The organism is Agromyces ramosus (assembly GCF_004216665.1).
Taxonomy (GTDB): Bacteria; Actinomycetota; Actinomycetes; order Actinomycetales; family Microbacteriaceae; genus Agromyces; species Agromyces ramosus.
In genome coordinates this window covers 128,425-148,105 of record NZ_SGWY01000002.1, presented here as the reverse complement: position 1 = coordinate 148,105, position 19,681 = coordinate 128,425, and the positions used below count along the sequence as shown (strand labels likewise).

Here is a 19,681-nt window from a genome sequence, read left to right as displayed (position 1 = left end):
CCGCATGTCGACTGCATGGCGCCTGCGAATCGAGGTCGGGATCGTCCTGGGGTTGACGCTCGGGGCATCCGCGGTGTACTCCATCGTCTCACTCGCGGCGAAGCTCACCGAGGAGCGCGCGCTCGGCGACCAGAGCGTCGCCCTCAACCCCTCGCGGTCGAGTCGCGAGTGGCTGGACTTCACCTACCAGTTCCTCGACGTCTTCTTCGGGCTCTTCGCCGTCGCCCTCGTGCTCTACCTGCTGTGGGTGCCCGGCCGCAGCCCGTTCCGGCGGATCGGGCTGGACCTCACCAGACCAGGTCGCGACGCGGCATCCGGCCTGCTGCTCGTCGCCGCGATCGGCGTGCCCGGACTCGCGCTCTACGCGATCGGCCGGGCGCTCGGCCTCACCGTCGCCGTGCAGACCTCACCGGCCGACTGGTTCTGGTGGACGGTCCCGATCCTCGTGTTCCGGGCGCTGGAGGCGGCGCTGACCGAGGAGGTCATCGTCGTCGGCTACCTCTTCACGCGGTTCGCCGAACTGGGCGTCGGGCGCTGGGCCACGATCCTCTCGAGCGCGGTGCTGCGCGGCAGCTACCACCTCTACCAGGGGTTCGGGCCGTTCGTCGGGAACGTCGCGATGGGGATCGTGTTCGGCTGGTGCTATGCGCGATGGGGCCGCACGATGCCCCTCGTCATCGCGCACTGGATCATCGACGTCGTCTCGTTCGTCGGCTACCCGCTGGCGGTCGGCTGGTGGCCCGAGCTCTTCGCGCCGCCGGCCTGAGCCCTGGCGGGCGTCGTGGTCGACGGATGCCGCGGGCGCGGCGCCTGCGGCACGTGCTCGCTACGGGCCAGCGCGACGACCGTGGCCGGCATCGGCGGCAGGGACTCCTCCGGCGGCTCCACGCGCAGGTCGGAGTCCGTGGAGCGGATCCGCGCCATGTCGAGCCCACTGCGCCGGCTCGGCGTGCAGACGGAGGAGAAGCCCTCGTCGCCGAACACGCCACCGGCGGGGAACTCGCTCATGAACTGCGCCCGGCGCAGCGCCGCGGCGGTCCCCGGATCGCGACGCTCCAGCAGCGACGCGCGCTTCTCGAGGCCGAATCCGCTGCCGGCGAGCAGGCTGCTCCCCACGAAGACTCCGGCGAACGCGACCGTTCCCAGCAGTGCGATGAGATCCACGGGCATCATGCGCAACCCCCTCTTCGAGAGAACCTCAGTGTACTCCCGGGGGGCGTCGGCGGGACTGCCCGGATGCCGCGACGCGCCACCCCGCCGACCATGGTCTCGACGCAGCAGCTCGGCGCTGCGCGGATGGGGGACGGGACCATGAGCCTGGCACGTGCGTTCGCCGCGGGAGGACTCGCGGCACGGCGCTCCGACCGACGATTCCGCACCACCGAGGCGGAGATCCGCGACGCGGAGCGTCGCGTCGTCGAGCGCCGCTCGGCGGCCGTCGTGACACCCGTACGCCGGGAGTACACCGAGCGCGGACGCCACGCGGCGCCGCGCCCGGCATAGCTCCCCCGGCTCGTCGACCCGGCCGGCCCGGCTGACCCGTCGGACCCGGCCGACCGGGCGGCCTTCAGCCGCCGACCTTCTCGCCGGCCGGCGTGAGCACCCACCACACGTCGTTCACGCCCTGGCCGTTCGTGTCGCCCGCGGACGAGTCACCCGCGAAGTAGTAGAGCGGCCAGCCGTTCAGCGTCACCTGGGTGGCGCCGTCGACGCCCGTGATGGTGCCGACCTCGCCGGTCACGCCCTCGACCTCCGGCGCGTCGGAGTCCGTCGTGACGGCGGGCCAGTTCGTGGCGCACTCGCCCTCGCACGTGCTGGTGCCCGACCCCTGGGTGTCGCTGTCGAACATGTAGACCGTGAGGCCCTCGCCGTCGACGACGATCTCGCCCAGCGACGAGTCCGCGGTCATCAGGACCGCGCCCGACGCCTCGCCGGCGTCCGCCTCCTCTGAGTCGGGCGCCACGGACTCCGTGGCGGTGCCGGCGTCGTCGGCCGGCTCCTCGGCGGCGGGTGCGGTGCAGCCCGCGAGCGCGACGACGAGTGCCGTGACGGCCAGCCCGGATGCGATGCGCAGCTTCATGCGAAGACCCTCCTCCTGATCGAGGCCGCGGCCACGGCCTCATCGGAACCACGAGGCCGACCGCCGGATGGTTCATCCCACCCGGTCGACGCGCCGATCGGCCGGCGCCGAAGGGCACGGGCCCGCGGTCACTCGGTGACGCCGCGCATGAGCACGTCACCGCTGCCCAGCGACCGGATCTCGAGCGACGCGATCTCATCGAGGTCCACCGCGGTCGCGGCCGACAGGCGCGCGGTGCTGCCGGGGCTCGCGCGCCAGCTCGACACCTCGCTGCGCACGCCGTCGCGGTCGACCACCACGAGCGCGTACGGCCAGCCCTCGGCGGGGGCATCGGATGCCGCATCCTGGGCGTACCGGCAGTCGAGCTCGATCGACGTGCCCCACCCGGCCGGCGTGAGCCTGGCCGTGGCGGACAGCGGCACGTCGACGACGGACTCGAACGCCACCGTCTCGTGCGCGTCGAACGGCCGCAGGATCGACAGCGGCACCGCGATCGCGACGAACGCGAGCACGACCGCCGCGGCCGCGGCGATCCACCACGTGCGGGCACGACGGGTGCGACGGCGCCGGTCCTCTCGGCGGACCGCCGCGAGGAGGTCCGACCGCGAACCCGACACGACGGCGGCTTCGGGGTCATTGCCGAGCGCGGCCGCCCGCTCGGGCGAGAGTCGTGCGAGCAACCCGGGCATCGGCGCGAGCTCCGCGACGGAGCGGCGGCAGGTCTCGCAGGCCTCGAGGTGCTCCTCGTACTCCCGGCGCTCGGCCGGCGAGAGCGCGCCGAGCACGTAGGCGGAGTCCCATTCGGCGAAGCGCGCGTGATCCGGGTTCATCGCGTCACTCCCTTCTCCTGCAGCGCGAGCCTCAGGGCTCGGAGCCCGTAGTGGAGGCGCGACTTCACCGTTCCCTCGGGGATGCCGAGCCTGCCCGCGACCTCCGCGACGCTGCATCCGCCGTAGTAGGCGTGCACGATCACCGCACGGTGCTCCGCGCTGAGGGTCGCCAGGGCCTCCTCGATGAGCAGGCTCTCGAAGAGGGCGTCGGTCGCGTCGTCCTGCGCCCGCTCGGGTGTCTCGGCCACCCCGATCTCGTGCCGCCGACGGGCGCTGCGCACCTCGTCGATCACGAGGTTCCTGGCCACCGTGAACATCCACGACCGCGTCGACGCCGGCTCCTGCGCGAGGATGCGCGGACTGCGCCACGCGCGGAGCAGGGTCTCCTGCACGATGTCGTCGGCTCCGGCCGGGTCGCCCGTGAGGTGCACGACGTAGCGCCACACCGACGGCCCGTGCGCGTCGTACAACGCGACGAGCCGGCTGTCGTCGTCGGGGGGCATCCGTCACCTCCTGCCTTCACAACGAGGCGGGGGTCCGTGCGGTTCAGCCAGAGGCTACCGCGTTCGCGCGGCTGCCGCGTCCGCCCCGCGAGCGCCGCTCCTTCGTCGCGACGTGAGGCCGCGGTGCCCGTTCGTCGGCGCCCGCTACGCGAACGCCTCCACCGGCGGGCAGGCGCACACGAGGTTGCGGTCGCCGTAGGCCTGGTCGATGCGGCGCACGGGCGCCCAGTACTTGTTGCGCACGAGCGAGTGCACCGGGTACACGGCCTGCTCGCGTGTGTACGGGTGCGTCCACTCCCCCGCGATGACCGACTCGGCCGTGTGCGGTGCGTTGCGCAGCGGGTTGTCGTCGGCGGGCCACTCGCCCCGGCCGACGGCGTCGGCCTCGGCCTTGATCGCGATCATCGCCTCGATGAACCGGTCGAGCTCGGCGAGGTCCTCCGACTCGGTCGGCTCGACCATGAGCGTGCCCGCGACCGGGAACGACATCGTCGGCGCGTGGAAGCCGTAGTCGATGAGCCGCTTCGCGACGTCGTCGACCGTGACCCCGGTGGCCACGGTGAGCGGGCGCAGGTCGAGGATGCACTCGTGCGCCACGAGGTGGTTGTCGCCCGTGTAGAGCACCGGGAAGTGGTCGCGCAGGCGGGCGGCGACGTAGTTCGCCGCGAGCACCGCGGTGGCCGTGGCCTGCTTCAGGCCCTCGGATCCCATCATGCGCACGTAGGCCCACGAGATCGGCAGGATCGACGGGCTGCCGTAGGGCGCCGCCGACACGGGACCGCCGTCGTGGGTGACGCCGCCGGAGTGGTCGGAGCGCTGCGCGAGCGGGTGCCCGGGCAGGTACGGCGCGAGGTGCGCCTTCGCCGCGACGGGGCCCACGCCGGGCCCGCCGCCACCGTGCGGGATGCAGAACGTCTTGTGCAGGTTGAGGTGCGAGACGTCGCCGCCGAAGTCGCCGAACCGGGCGAAGCCGAGCAGCGCGTTGAGGTTCGCGCCGTCGACGTAGACCTGGCCGCCCGCGTCGTGCACGGCCTGCGTGATCTGCTTCACCTCGTGCTCGTAGACGCCGTGCGTCGACGGGTAGGTGATCATGAGCGCCGCGATGCGGTCGGCGTGCTCGTCGATCTTCGTGCGCAGGTCGTCGAGGTCGACGTTGCCGAGCTCGTCGCACGCCACGACCACGACGCGCATGCCGGCGAGCACGGCGGATGCCGCGTTGGTGCCGTGTGCGCTCGAGGGGATGAGGCACAGGTCGCGGTCGAGGTCGCCGTTCGCGCGGTGGTAGCCGCGGATCGCGAGGAGCCCGGCGAGCTCGCCCTGGCTGCCGGCGTTCGGCTGCAACGACACGGTGTCGTAGCCCGTGACCTCGGCGAGCCAGTTCTCGAGCTGCTCGATGAGCCCGAGCGTGCCCTCGACGTCGGCCTCGGGCGCGAACGGGTGCAGGTTCGCGAACTCGGGCCACGTGACGGACTGCATCTCGGTGGCGGCGTTGAGCTTCATGGTGCAGGAGCCGAGCGGGATCATGCCGCGGTCGAGCGCGTAGTCGCGGTCGGCGAGCTGCTTGAGGTACCGCATCATCTGCGTCTCGGACTGGTGCGTGTTGAACACGGGGTGCTCGAGGTAGGCGCTCGTGCGGCGCAGCGACTCGGGCAGGCTCGCGGGGAGCTCGCGCAGCGACACCGGCACGTCGAGGCGCGGGTCGAAGCCGAAGGCCTCGACGACGCGCGAGAGCTCGTCGGCCGTGGTCGTCTCGTCGACGGCGACGTGCACGGTCGCCTCGTCGGCCTCCCACAGGTTGAGGCCGAGCTCGCGGCCGCGGGCGACCACGTTCCTCGCGAGTCCGGGCACGTGCACGCGGATGGTGTCGAAGTACGCGTCATGCGCGAGGGTCAGCCCGAACGAGCCGAGCGCGTCGGCGAGCGCCTTCGCCTTCGCGGCGGTCGTCACCGCGATGTGGCGGATACCGCGAGGGCCGTGGTACACCGCGTACATCGACGCCATGACGGCGAGGAGCACCTGCGCCGTGCAGATGTTCGATGTCGCCTTCTCACGGCGGATGTGCTGCTCGCGCGCTTGCAGGCTCAGCCGGTATGCCGGGTGCCCGGCTGCGTCCTGCGACACGCCCACGAGGCGGCCCGGGAGCTGCCGCTCGAGGCCCTTGCGCACCGCCATGTACCCGGCGTGCGGGCCACCGAAGCCCATGGGCACGCCGAATCGCTGCGACGTGCCGACCGCCACGTCGGCCCCGAGCTCGCCGGGACTCGTGAGGACGGCCATCGCGAGCAGGTCGGCGGCGGCCACGACGAGCGCCCCCTGTTCCTTCGACGCCGCGATCACGGATGCCGGGTTCCAGACCCTGCCCGAGGCGCCCGGGTACTGCACGAGGAGGCCGAAGTGCTCGCCGAGGGCGGCGACATCCGTCGACTCGTCGAGGTCGGCCACGACGAGCTCGATGCCGACGGCCTCGGCACGCGAGACGAGCAGCGCGTGCGTCTGCGGCAGGGTGTCCGCGTCGACGACGAAGCGGTTCGAGGCCGACTTCGATCCTCGCCGGGCGAGGAGCATGCCCTCGACGACCGCGGTGCCCTCGTCGAGCATCGACGCGTTGGCCGTGTCGAGGCCCGTCAGGTCGGAGACCATCGTCTGGAAGTTGATGAGCGCCTCGAGGCGGCCCTGCGAGATCTCGGGCTGGTACGGCGTGTACGCCGTGTACCAGCTGGGGTTCTCGAGCACGTTGCGCTGGATCACCGCGGGCGTGATCGTGCCGGAGTACCCGAGGCCGATCATCGAGGTGCGCACCGTGTTCTGCTCGGCGAGCGCCGCGAGCTCGGCGATGGCCTCCCGCTCGGTGGCGGCCGGCGGGATCACCGAGTCGACCACCTCCCCCATGCGGATCGCCGTGGGCACCGCCGCCGTCATGAGCGCGTCGAGGGAGTCGTAGCCGAGGGCGGCGAGCATCCACTCGTGGTCGTGCGGGGTGGTGCCGATGTGGCGGCGGCCGAACGCGTCGGCGTCGAAGGCGGAGGAGGCGGTGTTCATCGCGGGGTGGATCCTTACTCGCCGACGAGGGCGCGGTACTCGGCGTGGCTGAGGAGCTTGGGGAGGTCGCCGACGGTGACCTTGATGAGCCAGCCCTCGCCGAACGGGTCGCTGTTCACGAGCTCGGGCGCATCGACCACGGCCTGGTTCGACTCGACGACCTCGCCGTCGACGGGGGCGTACAGCTCGCCGACCGACTTGGTCGACTCGATCTCGCCGACGACGTTGCCGGCCGTGATCTTCGAGCCCGCCTTGGGCAGGTCGACGTAGACGACGTCGCCGAGCTTCTCGGCGGCGTAGTCGGTGATGCCGATCGTCAGGGTGTCGCCCTCGACGAGCACCCACTCGTGCTCTTCGGTGTACTGGAGTTCGGTCTGGTCGGTCATGGGGTTCTCCTCGCGGTGGACGGTGCTGGCGGTCGGTGCTGCGGTGCGTGCGGCGGCGGGCTCAGGCGGGCCGCTTGTAGAAGGGCAGGGCGACGACGGATGCCGGGACTCGCGTTCCGCGCACGTCGACGTAGAGCTCGCGGCCGAGCTCCGCCGCAGCGGGCGCGACGAACGCCATCGCCACGGGGTGGCCGAGCGTCGGCGACAGGGCGCCGCTCGTCACGATGCCGACGCGGGCGGCATCCGCACCCTCGCCGTCGTACACCTCGTAGTCGGCGCGGGCCGCTCGGCGGCCCTCCGCGGCGAGGCCGACGAGCACCGGGGCATCCACGGCGGGGCCCTGCTCGATCGCGGCGCGACCCACGAAGTCGCCCTCCTTGGTGAGGGCGACGACGCGCCCGAGACCCGCCTGCACGGGCAGGATGTCGCGGCTCAGCTCGTGGCCGTACAGCGGCATGCCCGCCTCGAGCCGGAGCGTGTCGCGGCTGGCCAGTCCCGCGGGGACCACGCGCGCGCCGCCGGTCTCGCGGAGGGCTTCCCACAGTCGCGGCGCGCGATCGGGCGCGATGTACAGCTCGAAGCCGTCCTCGCCGGTGTAGCCCGTGCGCGCGACGAGCACGGGCTCGCCCTCGAACGTGGCCGCGAACGCGCGGTAGTACCTGAGCGACTCGAGGTTCGCGAGGAAGTCGTCGACGTCGTTGCCCGGCCCGTCGTCGACGCCGAATCCGGGCGTCTCCTGCAGCACGGCGCGTGCGTCGGGACCCTGCAGCGCGATGAGCGCGATGTCGTCGCTCTCGTCGGAGACGAACGTGTCGAAGCCGTCGGCGCGCGACCGCAGCTCGTCGGCCACGACGGCGGCGTTGGAGGCGTTCGCGACCACCATGTAGCGGTCCTCGCCGGTGCGATAGACGACGAGGTCGTCGATGATGCCGCCGTCCTCGGCCAACAGCAGCGAGTACTTCGCCTGGCCGATCTCGATCGCCGAGAGCCTGCCGGCGAGCGCGAAGTCGAGCGCGGCGGCCGAGCCCGGTCCGAGCAGGATGATCTCGCCCATGTGCGAGAGGTCGAAGATGCCCGAGGACGTGCGCACGGCGTGGTGCTCGGCGAGATCGCTCGAGTAGCGCACGGGCATCTGCCAGCCCGCGAAGTCGGTGAACGACGCGCCGGCGGCGCGATGCACCGCGTCGAGGGGGCTTCGACGTTCGATGGTGCCGGATTCGGTGCTGCCGGGGTCGGTCACGAGTTCTCCAGAGTCGCGTGGGCGGTCGGCGGATGCCGCTGGGAACTCCCCCTCTGTCATGGGCCTGAGAGTTTCGCGTCGCGCCCGTGGGGAGCTGAGCTTTCACCGTCGGCGGGATGCAGCGTTCGCGGCATCCGCTTTTCAGAGCGGCCTCGTCATCGCGGTGTTGTGACCTGAGAGATTGGCGGGGAGGCTTGCTCCTTCGGTGCCGGATGAATCCGGCTCTCCCGCGACGCGTCGATGGCCCGATGTGCGGTTGTACCGCCGATCCTATCCGACGCGGCCGCCGGCCGGGCTCCCACGCCGCTCGCGAGGTGCGGTTGCTCCGCCCCGCGTGCGGTCGTGAGCCGTGCCACCCCCCGGATGGGGTCTCTACGCTGAGGATTCTTCGGCTGTACGCTCAGCCCAACCCGGCCGCGGGGGGCGGCCGGGTTCCGGGGGAGCGCGAATGTCCGGCCAGCCCGATTCGACGACTACCGAGATCGTGTACGCCTCGGCCACGACCAGACCGCGCGAGCCGGTCATCATCGGCGACGACGCTTGGCGGCGAATCGCCGCGAGGCTCACGTGGGTCGCGGTCGCAGCCCTCTTCGCAGTGATGCTCGGTGAACTCGATCGACTCATCGCCAGCGTTCCGGCGGGGGACGGCCGAAGTCACTCCCTCAACGTCGTGCTCTCGCCGCTCGGAGCCACGAAGGTCGACAGCTGGGTGGCGTGGGCGGGAGCGGCGCTGAATGAGGTGATCGGCCGGTGGATCGTGCTCTCCGCACTCCTCGACCTGATGCTGGTGCTGGCACTCGTCATGCTCCTCGTGGCGCTGATCCGCATCGCACCCCGCCCCAGGACCCAGGTCGTCCCGATCGTCGCCGTCGTCGCGTACGCGTCGGCCGAGGTGATCGAGGACGCACTCCAGATCGCCGGCGGCCTCGCGGTGATCGTCGGCGCGCCGTCGATCGCCGGCGAGCCGTCGATCGCCCACGTCCTCGGGGTCGTCATGGCCGTCTTCACCACGCTGAAGGCACTCTCGCTGCTCGTGTTCGCCGTGGCGATGCTGCGGATCGCAGCGTATCGCCGAGAACTCGGCCGACAGGTCGCCAGGATTGCGAGGGCCGTCTGGGTCCACCGCCTCGCGACCCTCGCGATCCTGGTCATCGTCGTGCTGGCCTGCATTCCCGCAGCGGATCTGCTCGACCAGCTCCCCGACGTGCAGCGGCAATGGGTCGATAACTGGGACGGGTACCGTGCGGCCGGTGCGGCGGCGGCGGCACTCGCGGCGACGGCATTGGTCACCTTCGTCCTCGGGCGTCGTCGCACCCGCCTGGCGGTGGAGACCCGCGCGTTCCGCCTGAGCCGCTGGCCGGCAAGGTGCCGATGGGACGCCGCCGCCCCGTGGCTCTTCGCGCCCGCCGCCCTCGTGGTCGCCGCCGTGATCGTCATCGGATTCAGCCTGTGGTACGGCGTTCGATGGGGCATCCACTGGCCCACCTTCGGCACGATCCTCATCCTGTCGGGCCTCGTGCCCGTGCTTGCCGCATGCGGGTGGAAGTGGGTGAAGCAGCATCCGGCGCGTCCTCTGGGCGTGGAGCGCGACCGAGCGCGGATGAGCTGGATCGTCGGCGACACCCTCGCCGTGCTTGTGCTCGTCGCCGGTGGTATCGGCATCGTGCGGTCCTTCATGGTCCCGGTCGCGCTCCTCCGCCCGACCGAGGGCGCATGGGCATGGAGCTCCACCTGGACGGTATTCGCATTCGTGGTCGGTGCGTGCGTCGCCATACTCTCGCCATTGCTGCTGCTCCCGTGGTTGGCCTCCTGGAAGCCGCACATCCTCGACCCCAACCTGCGGGCGACCGAACCGCCGCCCGGTCCGAACCTCGACCCCTTCGACCGGCTGATCACGCCCGCGGGCCGCCTTGAGGCGTGGTCGCTCTTCTTCGGCGCCGCCTTCCTCCTCGGGGCCATGCTCGTCCCGACGATGGCGGCATGGCTCCTCGGCGGGGTCGCGGTGACCCTCTTCGCCATCAGCGCGTGGATCACGGTCTTCGGCGCGTTCACGCTGCTCGTGCAGCCGCGCGAGCTCATCGCGCCCTTCCGCTGGTTGCGCCTGAAAGCGGCGCCGGTGCTCACCCTCGGCATCCTCCTGCCCTTCGCGATCAACATCGTCATCTCGGCGTTCGCAGCGGATCGAGAGCTTCATGCGGTGCAGGTTTCGAATCCGTCCGCCTCGGTCGCAACTGGGGATCCGCTCGAGGCGCGCCTCGAGGAACTCCAGAACGACGCGGCGTGCGGCATCGCCGTCCCAGCGCCGGACGGCGAACGAGACGCCGGGGACGCCGGCGAACCCGATTCGTCCGAATCCGCCCCGGTGCAGGTACGCCCGGTATACCTCATCGCCGCCGAGGGCGGCGGCATCCGGGCCGCCTATTGGACCGCCACCGCGCTCGCGGCGCTCAAGGACTGCGCCGCGCGCTCGGGCTTCGTGGCGAGCGGCATCAGCGGAGGCTCCGTCGGCTTGGCCGTCGCGAGCACCATCGAGCAGGGCGGCGAGCTCGACGGGTCCGGTGGTGCTGCCGATGACTCGACGTGGGCAGACGAGATCGTGGTGGCCGCGAAGAAGACCGCGGGGCCCGACGTGGTGTCGACCGCCGTACTCGGCCTGGCTGTGGGAGACATGTTCGCGGCGGGCTCCGGCGTGCGGATGCCCTCATTCCTTCCGTGGTTCCATGGTCCCGATGACGAGGGGCTGCGCTGGCGCGACCGGGCCGCCCTCGTCGAGGCGCTCTGGGAGCGTGACGCGCCCGGCCTGGAGGACGCGTTCTCCGCCGAGATCTCGCCGCTCACCGGCATGCTTATGCTCAGCTCCACCGACGTCGTCTCGAAGTGCCGGCTGCTCGTGGACCAGGCCCCGATCGCCCCGAGCGCCCCAACGCCCGCCGATGCGACGGCCGCACCGGAGGACGTCAGCGACGCAGCCGCATCCGGGGCCCAGGAGAACAGCCAGGAGGGCTCGTGCGACGTCGCCGGCGGCTTGCCGTCGATGCTCGGCTTCCGTGAACTCGCGGCGACGGGCGGAGCGGATGCGACCACGAAGTGCCTCGCATCGCTCGACTGGTCGACCGCCGCCATGCTCTCCGCACGATTCGCCATCGTCACGCCCACCGGGGGCCTCCCCGCGGAGGCGCCGTGCAACGACGCTCCGAAGGGAGCGCAGTTCGTCGACGGCGGCTATGTCGAGCCCACCTCCCTCGCAGCATTGGCTGACACTGCTCCGCGCCTGATGGCGAGGATCGCCGAGAAGAACGAGGAACGCGTCGAGGGCGAACCTTGGCTGTTGCCCATGCTCGTGTACTTGCGCAACACGCAGGGGTACGACCTGGCCGACGATGTGGCCCGCGCCGAGTCGGAGCCGCTCGTGCCGATCACCGGCGGCGCTGCGAAGGGGCACCTCACTGCGGAGGACGCGTGGATCCAGCGCATCACCTTGGCCATGCCGGGTGCCTGCCCAGACAGCGAGGCCGCCGAGGCGTGCCGGACCGCGCTCGTCGACCTCATCGGAAGCGATGGGCTCATGCCGGGCGGCACCCTGGTGATCGCCCCGGACTCGACGCCGGCCGTCGTGCCCCCGCTCGGGTGGGCGTTGTCCGGCATGAGCCAGGCTCGGTTCACGTCTGCGATCAAGTCCGCCGCGGGCTGCGACGCGGACGTCGCCGGGACGGCGGCGGCCGAGTCCGCCGCCGACGACGAGGGCGAGGGCGAGGGCGACGACGTCGTGACCGAGCGGGGCCAGTACATGGGCCTCGCCGAGTTCGCGGAGAACGTCGTCAGATTTGACCCGTGTCCGCAGGTCGACGCGCAGGAGCGCTCGCAGACCGCGCCCGCGCCGGCGCCGGCGCAATAGCCGCCCCGACGGGTCGCCGCATGCTGGCGAGCGCTGCCGGCCGCGTCGTCGCGGACGGCATGGCTCGCCGGTTCCGGCTGCACGGCGTCACGCGATTGGCGTTCGTGTCAATCTGACTGTAAGCTGATCCCAGCACTTCGAGTCATACCGACTCTAAGAAGGGAGGTAGCGGATGTCGCACCAGCACGGCCACGGCGCCACGGCGCGACTCGCCGTCTCCACCGTCATCTTCGCGCTCAGCCCCGACGAGGGAGCGGCCGCCCCGAGCCTGCGGATCCCGCTCGTGCGACGCCTCCGCGAGCCCGGCGCCGGACGCTGGGCACTGCCCGGCGGTTGGCTGCCTGTCGACGAGGGCCTCGATGCCGCGGCGGCGCGCACGCTCGCCGAGACGACGGGCCTCGCACCCCGCTACCTCGAGCAGCTCTACACGTTCGGAGCCCCCGATCGCTCCCCCGACGAGCGCGTCGTGTCCGTCGTGTACTGGGCGCTCGTGCACTCCGACGAGGTGCAGCGCGCCGTCGCCGACGAGAACGTGCACTGGTTCGACGAAGACGAGCTGCCGGAGCTCGCCTTCGACCACCGCGAGATCATCGACTACGCACTCTGGCGCCTGCGCACCAAGCTGCAGTACTCGCGCATCGCGCACGCCCTGCTGGGCGAGACCTTCACCATGGCCGAGCTGCGCGGCGTGCACGAGGCCGTGCTCCGCCGCCGACTCGACCCGGCCAACTTCCGCCGCACGATGGAGGCCTCCGGCACGCTCATCGACACCGGCCAGCGCCTCGCGGGCACTCCGCACCGCCCGCCCGCGCTCTACCGCTTCGACACCGGCGCCGGCCCGGCGGCATCCGATCGACCAGCCACCACCGCACTGCAGAGGACGAACCCATGACCATCGCACCTCCACCGACCCGCGACGCGGCCGCGACGCGCGCGGCGGCATCCGTCGATCGCACCATCCGCCTCATCGCCACGGGCGCGAAGTCCGGTGCGACCTGCACACCCGAGCTGGCCTCGGGCCCGTGGGAGTTCGACCGCGGTCCTGCCGGCTACGGCCCCGGGTCGTCCATGGGCGACGTCATCCCCACCGGGTCGCCGCGCCAGGGCTCGCTGCCGGCCGAGTACCGCGAGGCATCCGACGCCGAGCTGCACGATCGCATCCGCGCGGCCAAGGCGACGCTCGGCGAGCGCGTCGTCGTGCTCGGCCACTTCTACCAGCGCGACGAGGTGATCGAGCACGCCGACTTCGTCGGCGACTCGTTCCAGCTCGCGAACGCCGCGCTCACCAGGCCAGATGCCGAGGCGATCGTGTTCTGCGGCGTGCACTTCATGGCCGAGACCGCCGACCTGCTTTCGACGCCCGAGCAGGCCGTGATCCTGCCGAACCTGGCTGCGGGGTGCTCGATGGCCGACATGGCCGACGAGTCGAGCGTCGAGGAGTGCTGGGAGCAGCTCGCGGAGGTCTTCGGCGATCTCGGCACGCCCGACGCCGACGGCCGGGTGCCGGTCATCCCCGTCACCTACATGAACTCCTCGGCCGCGCTCAAGGGCTTCGTCGGCCGCAACGGCGGCATCGTCTGCACCTCGTCGAACGCGCGGACGGTGCTCGAGTGGGCGTTCGAGCGCGGGCAGCGCGTGCTCTTCTTCCCCGACCAGCACCTCGGCCGGAACACCGCGAAGGCCATGGGCGTGCCGCTCGAGCAGATGCCGATGTGGAACCCGCGCAAGGCGCTCGGCGGCAGCAGTGCCGACGAACTGCGCGACGCGCGCGTCATCCTCTGGCACGGCTTCTGCTCGGTGCACCGGCGCTTCACGGTCGACCAGATCGCACAGGCCCGCGCCGAGCACCCCGGCGTGCAGGTGATCGTGCACCCCGAGTGCCCGATGCCGGTCGTCGATGCAGCGGATGCCGCGGGCTCGACCGACTTCATCGTCAAGGCCATCCAGGCGGCGCCCGCCGGCTCGACCTTCGCGATCGGCACCGAGGTCAACCTCGTGCAGCGCCTCGCCGCGGAGCACCCGCAGCACACGATCTTCTGCCTCGATCCGGTCGTCTGCCCGTGCTCGACGATGTACCGCATCCACCCGGGCTACCTCGCGTGGGTGCTCGAGGAGCTCGTGGCCGGCCGCGTGGTGAACCGCATCACGGTGCCCGAGACGGTGGCCGATCCGGCCCGGCTCGCACTCGAGCGGATGCTCGCGGCGAAGCCGCCGGCCGCGGCGGGAGCCTGACCATGTCGCGCGTGCTCGTGGTGGGCGGCGGCATCGCGGGACTCTGGACCGCGGTGAAGGCGGCCGACGCCGGACACGCGGTGGAGCTCGTCACGAAGGCCGCGCTCGCCGACGGCAACACGCGGCACGCCCAGGGCGGCATCGCGGCGGCCCTGTTCCCCGATGACTCGGTCGAACGCCACTTCGCCGACACCATCGCGGCGGGTGCTGGGCTCTCCGATCCCGACGCGGTGCGCGTGCTCTGCGACGAGGGTCCCGAGCGCGTGCGCGACCTCATCCGCTTCGGGGTCGCGTTCGACCGTGGCGACTCGGGACTCGAGCGCGGGCTCGAGGCGGCCCACTCGCGCGCCCGCATCCTGCACGCGGGCGGCGACGCGACCGGCGCCGCCATCGAGACGGCGCTCGTCGCCACGGTGCGGCGGCGGGCGGTCCGGATCCACGAGCGCACGATGCTCGTCGACCTGCTCGTCGAGCACGGTCGGGTGGCGGGCGCACGACTGCTCGCGGCATCCGGCGACCTCGTCGATGTCGGCGCCGACGCCGTCGTGCTCGCCACCGGCGGCACTGGATGCCTCTATCGGCATACGACGAATCCCTCGGTGGCGACCGGCGACGGCGTGGCCGCCGCCCACCGTGCCGGCGCAGCCGTCGCCGACCTCGAGTTCGTGCAGTTCCACCCCACGGCGCTGTCGACGCCCGGCACGCCGCTCATCTCGGAGGCGGTGCGCGGCGAGGGCGCCGTGCTCGTCGACGAGCACGGCGACCGCTTCATGCTCGAGGTCGACCCTCGGGGCGAGCTCGCTCCGCGCGACGTCGTCGCCCGCGCGGTGTGGCGGCGCATGGCCGACCAGGCGGGCAGGCCCGTGCTCCTCGACGCCACCGGCCTCGGCGCCGCGCGGCTCGCGCAGCGCTTCCCGGGTCTCGACGCCGCGTGCCGCCAGGCGGGGTACGACTGGTCGTCGGTGCCCGTCCCCATCACGCCCGCCGCGCACTACGCGATGGGCGGCGTGGTCACCGACCTCGACGGCCGCACGACCCTCCCGCGCCTCTTCGCGGTGGGCGAGACCGCACGCACCGGTGTGCACGGCGCCAACCGGCTCGCATCCAACTCACTGCTCGAGGCGGCCGTGTTCGCCGACCGGGTGGCGCGCGCGCTCGACGCCCCGTGGCCGAACCCCGCGACGGCGCCCGCGACGGCGACCGCTCCCTCGGCGGCCGCCTCGGCACCGCTCGAGGCCGATCCCGCCCGCGCATCCGCGGGAGACCGCGTCGACCGCGAGGCCCTGCAGGAGCTCATGTGGGAGCACGTCGGGCTCGAGCGGGATGCGACCGGCCTCGCCGCGGCATCCGCTCGGCTCGCGGGCTGGCATGCGCCCGAGGTGCGCGATCGTCGCAGCGCGGAGGACCGGAACCTCCTCGACCTGGCACGCCTGACGGTCGCGGCCGCGATCGCCCGCACCGGGAGCCTCGGCGCGCACTTCCGCTCCGACGATCCCGCGAGCGCACGCCCGACGACGGCGGGCGTCCCGGCGGCCGCCCACGTGCCCGAGTTCGAGGAGGCAGCCTGATGACCGACCGCCGCGAGATCGACCGCATCGTCGGCGCCGCGCTCGACGAGGACGCACCGTGGGGCGACCTCACCTCCGAGGCGCTCATCCCCGCGGATGCGACGGCCACCGCCGAGCTCGTCGCCCGGGAGTCGGGCGTGCTCAGCGGCATCGAGGTGTTCGCCGCCGCGTTCCGCCTCGTCGACGACGCGATCCGGGTGGAGCGGCTCGCCGGCGACGGCGACGGCTTCGCCGCGGGCGACGCCCTGGCGCGCGTGCACGGGCCGGCTCGCGGCATCCTCACCGCCGAGCGGGTCGCCCTCAACCTCGTCCAGCGGATGTCCGGCGTGGCCACGCTCACGGCACGGTACGTCGCCGCGTCGGCGGGCACGGGCGCCCGCATCGTCGACACCCGCAAGACGACGCCGGGCCTGCGCAGCCTCGAGCGCCAGGCGGTGCGCGACGGCGGCGGCCGCAACCACCGACGCTCCCTCTCCGATGCGGTGATGGCCAAGGACAACCACCTGGCGGTGCTGACGGCAGGCGGGCAGGACCTCGCGACCGCACTGCGCGCCGCGCGCGAGCGGATGCCCCACACCGCCCACCTCGAGGTGGAGGTCGACCGGCTCGACCAGGTCGACGCCGTCCTCGCCGGCGGCGCCGACACCATCATGCTCGACAACTTCTCCGTCGACGACCTGCGGGCGGGCGTCGAGCTCATCGCGGGGCGCGCCGTGGTCGAGGCATCCGGCGGGGTCTCGCTCGACACCGTCGGCGCGATCGCGGCGACCGGCGTCGACGTCATCTCGGTGGGCGCGCTCACGCATTCGGCGCGCGCACTCGACCTCGGGCTCGACGTCGCGATCTCGACGGCGCCGCCGACCCGGGAGCGACCGTGATCTTCCTCGACCACGCCGCGACCACGCCCGTCCGCCGCGAGGCGCTCGAGGCGATGTGGCCGTTCCTCACGGGCGCCTTCGGCAACCCCTCGAGCCGACACGGCCTCGGCGACGAGGCATCCCGCGCCCTCGCGGACGCACGGGCCGACGTGGCAACGGTCGTCGGATGCCGGCCGGGTGACGTCGTGTTCACGAGCGGCGGCACCGAGGCCGACAACCTCGCCGTCAAGGGCATCGCGCTCGCGAACCCGCGGGGCCGGCACCTCGTGGTCTCGCCCATCGAGCACGAGGCGGTGCTCGATGCGTCGGCGTACCTGGCCCGCGTGCACGGCTTCACCGTCGACCGGGTCGACGTCGATGCGGGCGGGCTCGTGCATCCCGAGGCGCTCGCGCGCGTCATCCGGCCCGACACGACCCTCGTGTCGGTGCAGCTGGCCAACAACGAGATCGGCACGGTGCAGCCGGTGGCCGAGCTCGCCGCGATCGCCCATGCATCGGGCGCGTTCATGCACTCGGATGCCGTGCAGGCGGCCGGCTGGCTCCCCATCTCGCTCGACGTGCTCGGCGTCGACGCCCTCTCGCTCGCGGGCCACAAGGTGGGCGCCCCGAAGGGGACGGGCGCGCTCATCGTGCGCGGCCGGATCCCGCTCGAGCCCGTGCTCCACGGCGGCGGCCAGGAGCGCGGGCGCCGCTCCGGCACCGAGAACGTGGCGGGCGCCGTGGCGTTCGCCACCGCCCTGCGGCTCGCCGAGGCCGAGCGAGCGGATGCCGCGGCACGCGTCGCCGAGCTCGGCGCCGAGCTCATCGCGCGGGTCACGTCGGAGGTGCCGGGAGCGGTGCTCACCGGCGACCCGGTGCGACGGCTGCCCGGCACCGTCTCGTTCGTGTTCCCGGGCACGAGCGGCGAAGCGGTGCTGCTCGAGCTCGAGCGCGACGGCGTGATCTGCTCGAGCGGCTCGGCCTGCGCCGCCGGCAGCGACGAGCCGTCGCACGTGCTCACGGCGATCGGCGTCCCGGCGGAGCTCGCCCAGACGGCGGTGCGGTTCACGTTGGGGGCATCGACGACCTCCGAGGAGGTGACGGATGCCGCGGCCGCCGTCACCCGGGCGGTGTCGGCGGTGCGCGATATCGTGAAGCCATGACCGATCCCAGCATTCCCGCCGACGACGACGACCTCGAGGTCGACCAGAAGCGGGTCGACGACGAGGTGGCTCCCGAAGAGGAGCTCCTCAAGGGGTGGCTTCCCGACGCCGAGCCGACCGAGGGGCCCGCGCCCGCCCCGTAGCCCGGCCCGCAACCACGCGTTTCCATGCATTCCGATCGATCCGTCGAATCGGGAATAGCGGCTCGTCGAGCGCGGGTTGACTCTCACATTCGACGCAACCCACCGGCGCCGCTCTGCGCCGACATCGATTGGATGACTTTCCTTTGACCGAACGCGCCGCTCCCGACCTGACCCGGGGCGAGCCCGCCATGCTCGGCGAGCACGCCCACACCTCGAACGCCCACCACACCGACGACGAGGCGCTGCATGGTGCTCGCAACTCGCGAGTCATCTGGCTGCTGCTCGCCGCGTCGTTCGTCGTCATCCTCAACGAGACGATCATGGGCGTGGCGATCCCCCACCTCGTCACCGACCTCGACATCACGATCGAGGCGGCCCAGTGGCTCACCACCGCGTTCATGCTGACGATGGCGGTCGTGATCCCGATCACCGGCTTCCTGCTGCAGCGGTTCGCGACGCGCCCGATCTTCATCGCGGCCATGTCGCTGTTCTCCACCGGAACCCTCATCGCCGCGCTCGCGCCGGGCTTCGAGGTCCTGCTGCTCGCGCGCGTCGTGCAGGCGAGCGGCACCGCCATCATGATGCCCCTGCTCATGACGACGCTCATGACGCTCGTCGCGCCCGCCGACCGCGGGCGCTTCATGGGCCGCGTCTCCACCGTGATCTCGGTCGCTCCGGCCATCGGGCCGACGATCTCGGGCCTCATCCTCACGTACCTGTCGTGGCGGTTCATGTTCTGGCTCGTGCTGCCTATCGCCCTCGCCATGCTCGTCATCGGCATCCGCCGCGTCGAGAACGTCAGCGAGCCGCGCGTCATCCCCATCGACGTGTTCTCGGTCGTGCTCTCGGCGTTCGGGTTCGGCGGGCTCGTCTACGGCCTCAGCCTCGTCGGCGGCGTGGTGGCGGGCACCGCGCACCCGGCGCCGATGTGGATCTCGTTCGCGGTCGGCGCCATCGGCATCACGACGTTCATCCTCCGCCAGCTGGCCCTGCAGCGGCACGACCGCGCACTGCTCGACCTCCGCACCTTCCGGTCGACCAACTTCGCCATCTCGGTCGGGCTCATGGTCATCGTGATGGCCGCGCTGTTCGGCACGATCATCCTCCTGCCGATCTACCTGCAGGACGTGCTGCACCTGGAGCCCGCCATCACGGGCCTCCTGCTGCTGCCGGGCGGCCTCCTCATGGGCCTGCTCGGTCCCACGGTCGGCCGGCTGTACGACCGGTTCGGGCCGACCGTGCTGCTCGTTCCCGGCAGCATCGTCGTGAGCGCCGTGATGTGGTCGCTCACGATGGTCACCGAGACCACCTCGCCCTGGATGCTCCTCATGGCGCACGTGGCACTCTCCGCGGGTCTCGCGTTCATGTTCACGCCGCTGTTCACGTCGGCGCTCGGCTCGGTCGAGCCGCGGTTCTACTCGCACGGCTCGGCCATCGTCGGCACGGTGCAGCAGGTCGCGGGCGCGGCGGGCACCGCCATGTTCGTCACGGTCATGGCCGCCGGCACGGCGGCGCTCACCGCCACCGGCGCCTCGATCGAGGTCGCCCAGTCGGCGGGCCTCCGCACCGCGTTCACGGTCGGCGCGATCCTCTCGGTCGTGGCCGTGGTGGGTGCCTTCTTCGTGCGGCGGCCGGCCGACATGACGGAGGGTCCGCGCGCCGAGGCGGCCCTGGAGGCCGCGGCCGACGGCTGAACCTCACCGACATGACGAAGGGCCCGGCATCGTCCGGGCCCTTCGTCATGT

Annotated in this window: 17 protein-coding genes and 1 riboswitch; of the genes, 10 read left to right on the top strand and 7 right to left on the bottom strand. The window is 72.3% G+C overall.

The annotated features are described in order from the left end of the window. Window positions 1-4: 4 nt before the first annotated feature. A complete protein-coding gene (locus EV187_RS07245) occupies window positions 5-766 on the top strand; it encodes a CPBP family intramembrane glutamic endopeptidase (RefSeq protein WP_130352421.1) in 762 nt (253 codons plus the stop codon). On the opposite strand, the gene EV187_RS07240 is transcribed toward EV187_RS07245, so the two are convergent. Continuing rightward, window positions 715-1,173, bottom strand: coding sequence for a hypothetical protein (locus tag EV187_RS07240; protein WP_130352420.1), 459 nt, complete (start codon window positions 1,171-1,173; stop codon window positions 715-717). The genes EV187_RS07245 and EV187_RS07240 overlap by 52 nt on opposite strands. 138 nt (window positions 1,174-1,311) lie before the next feature. Here EV187_RS07240 and EV187_RS07235 point away from each other — a divergent pair, with 138 nt between their 5' ends. Beyond that, window positions 1,312-1,503 (top strand): hypothetical protein, encoded by a 192-nt coding sequence (locus EV187_RS07235; RefSeq protein ID WP_130352419.1) that lies wholly within the window; start codon window positions 1,312-1,314, stop codon window positions 1,501-1,503. Between the two features lie 64 nt (window positions 1,504-1,567). Here the strand turns inward: EV187_RS07235 and EV187_RS07230 are convergent, their stop codons facing one another. The 6 genes from EV187_RS07230 to gcvT form a co-directional block, all read right to left on the bottom strand. After that, window positions 1,568-2,080, bottom strand: coding sequence for a COG4315 family predicted lipoprotein (locus EV187_RS07230; RefSeq protein ID WP_130352418.1), 513 nt, complete (start codon window positions 2,078-2,080; stop codon window positions 1,568-1,570). Window positions 2,081-2,208: 128 nt separating this feature from the next. Further along, window positions 2,209-2,910 (bottom strand): anti-sigma factor family protein, encoded by a 702-nt coding sequence (locus EV187_RS07225; protein WP_165391132.1) that lies wholly within the window; start codon window positions 2,908-2,910, stop codon window positions 2,209-2,211. Continuing rightward, window positions 2,907-3,413, bottom strand: a complete 507-nt coding sequence (locus tag EV187_RS07220; RefSeq protein WP_130352416.1) for a sigma-70 family RNA polymerase sigma factor — start codon at window positions 3,411-3,413, stop codon at window positions 2,907-2,909. The genes EV187_RS07225 and EV187_RS07220 overlap by 4 nt, the downstream gene beginning before the upstream one ends. Before the next feature lie 144 nt (window positions 3,414-3,557). Beyond that, window positions 3,558-6,452, bottom strand: coding sequence for an aminomethyl-transferring glycine dehydrogenase (gene gcvP, locus EV187_RS07215; protein WP_130352415.1), 2,895 nt, complete (start codon window positions 6,450-6,452; stop codon window positions 3,558-3,560). Window positions 6,453-6,466: 14 nt separating this feature from the next. Then, on the bottom strand, window positions 6,467-6,838 hold the full coding sequence (gene gcvH, locus EV187_RS07210) for a glycine cleavage system protein GcvH (protein WP_130352414.1): 372 nt from the start codon (window positions 6,836-6,838) through the stop codon (window positions 6,467-6,469). Between the two features lie 61 nt (window positions 6,839-6,899). Continuing rightward, window positions 6,900-8,138, bottom strand: a complete 1,239-nt coding sequence (gene gcvT, locus EV187_RS07205; RefSeq protein ID WP_130352413.1) for a glycine cleavage system aminomethyltransferase GcvT — start codon at window positions 8,136-8,138, stop codon at window positions 6,900-6,902. A gap of 91 nt (window positions 8,139-8,229) precedes the next feature. Further along, a riboswitch (glycine riboswitch) is annotated at window positions 8,230-8,318 on the bottom strand. Between the two features lie 208 nt (window positions 8,319-8,526). On the opposite strand from gcvT, the gene EV187_RS07200 reads away from it, so the two are divergent. The 8 genes from EV187_RS07200 (at window position 8,527) to EV187_RS07170 (ending at window position 19,630) form a co-directional block, all read left to right on the top strand. Continuing rightward, window positions 8,527-11,973 carry a hypothetical protein gene (locus EV187_RS07200; RefSeq protein WP_130352412.1) on the top strand — a complete coding sequence of 1,149 codons (3,447 nt, stop codon included), beginning with the start codon at window positions 8,527-8,529 and terminating at the stop codon, window positions 11,971-11,973. 172 nt (window positions 11,974-12,145) lie between these two features. Continuing rightward, complete coding sequence (locus EV187_RS07195; protein WP_130352411.1) at window positions 12,146-12,865, top strand: NUDIX hydrolase; 720 nt, start codon at window positions 12,146-12,148, stop codon at window positions 12,863-12,865. Continuing rightward, a complete protein-coding gene (gene nadA / locus EV187_RS07190) occupies window positions 12,862-14,205 on the top strand; it encodes a quinolinate synthase NadA (protein ID WP_130352410.1) in 1,344 nt (447 codons plus the stop codon). The genes EV187_RS07195 and nadA overlap by 4 nt, the downstream gene beginning before the upstream one ends. A gap of 2 nt (window positions 14,206-14,207) precedes the next feature. After that, window positions 14,208-15,773: an L-aspartate oxidase gene (gene nadB, locus EV187_RS07185; protein WP_130352409.1), complete on the top strand. Its 1,566-nt coding sequence runs from the start codon at window positions 14,208-14,210 to the stop codon at window positions 15,771-15,773. Then, window positions 15,773-16,651, top strand: a complete 879-nt coding sequence (gene nadC / locus EV187_RS07180; protein WP_130352408.1) for a carboxylating nicotinate-nucleotide diphosphorylase — start codon at window positions 15,773-15,775, stop codon at window positions 16,649-16,651. Before nadB ends, nadC begins: the two co-directional genes overlap by 1 nt. Beyond that, window positions 16,648-17,793 carry a cysteine desulfurase family protein gene (locus EV187_RS07175; RefSeq protein ID WP_130352407.1) on the top strand — a complete coding sequence of 382 codons (1,146 nt, stop codon included), beginning with the start codon at window positions 16,648-16,650 and terminating at the stop codon, window positions 17,791-17,793. Before nadC ends, EV187_RS07175 begins: the two co-directional genes overlap by 4 nt. Further along, the gene (locus EV187_RS18330) at window positions 17,790-17,936 is read left to right on the top strand and encodes a hypothetical protein (RefSeq protein ID WP_165391131.1); all 147 of its coding nucleotides are present in this window, start codon (window positions 17,790-17,792) and stop codon (window positions 17,934-17,936) included. The genes EV187_RS07175 and EV187_RS18330 overlap by 4 nt, the downstream gene beginning before the upstream one ends. A gap of 143 nt (window positions 17,937-18,079) precedes the next feature. Next, window positions 18,080-19,630 (top strand): DHA2 family efflux MFS transporter permease subunit, encoded by a 1,551-nt coding sequence (locus tag EV187_RS07170; protein WP_423190877.1) that lies wholly within the window; start codon window positions 18,080-18,082, stop codon window positions 19,628-19,630. Window positions 19,631-19,681 lie beyond the last annotated feature (51 nt).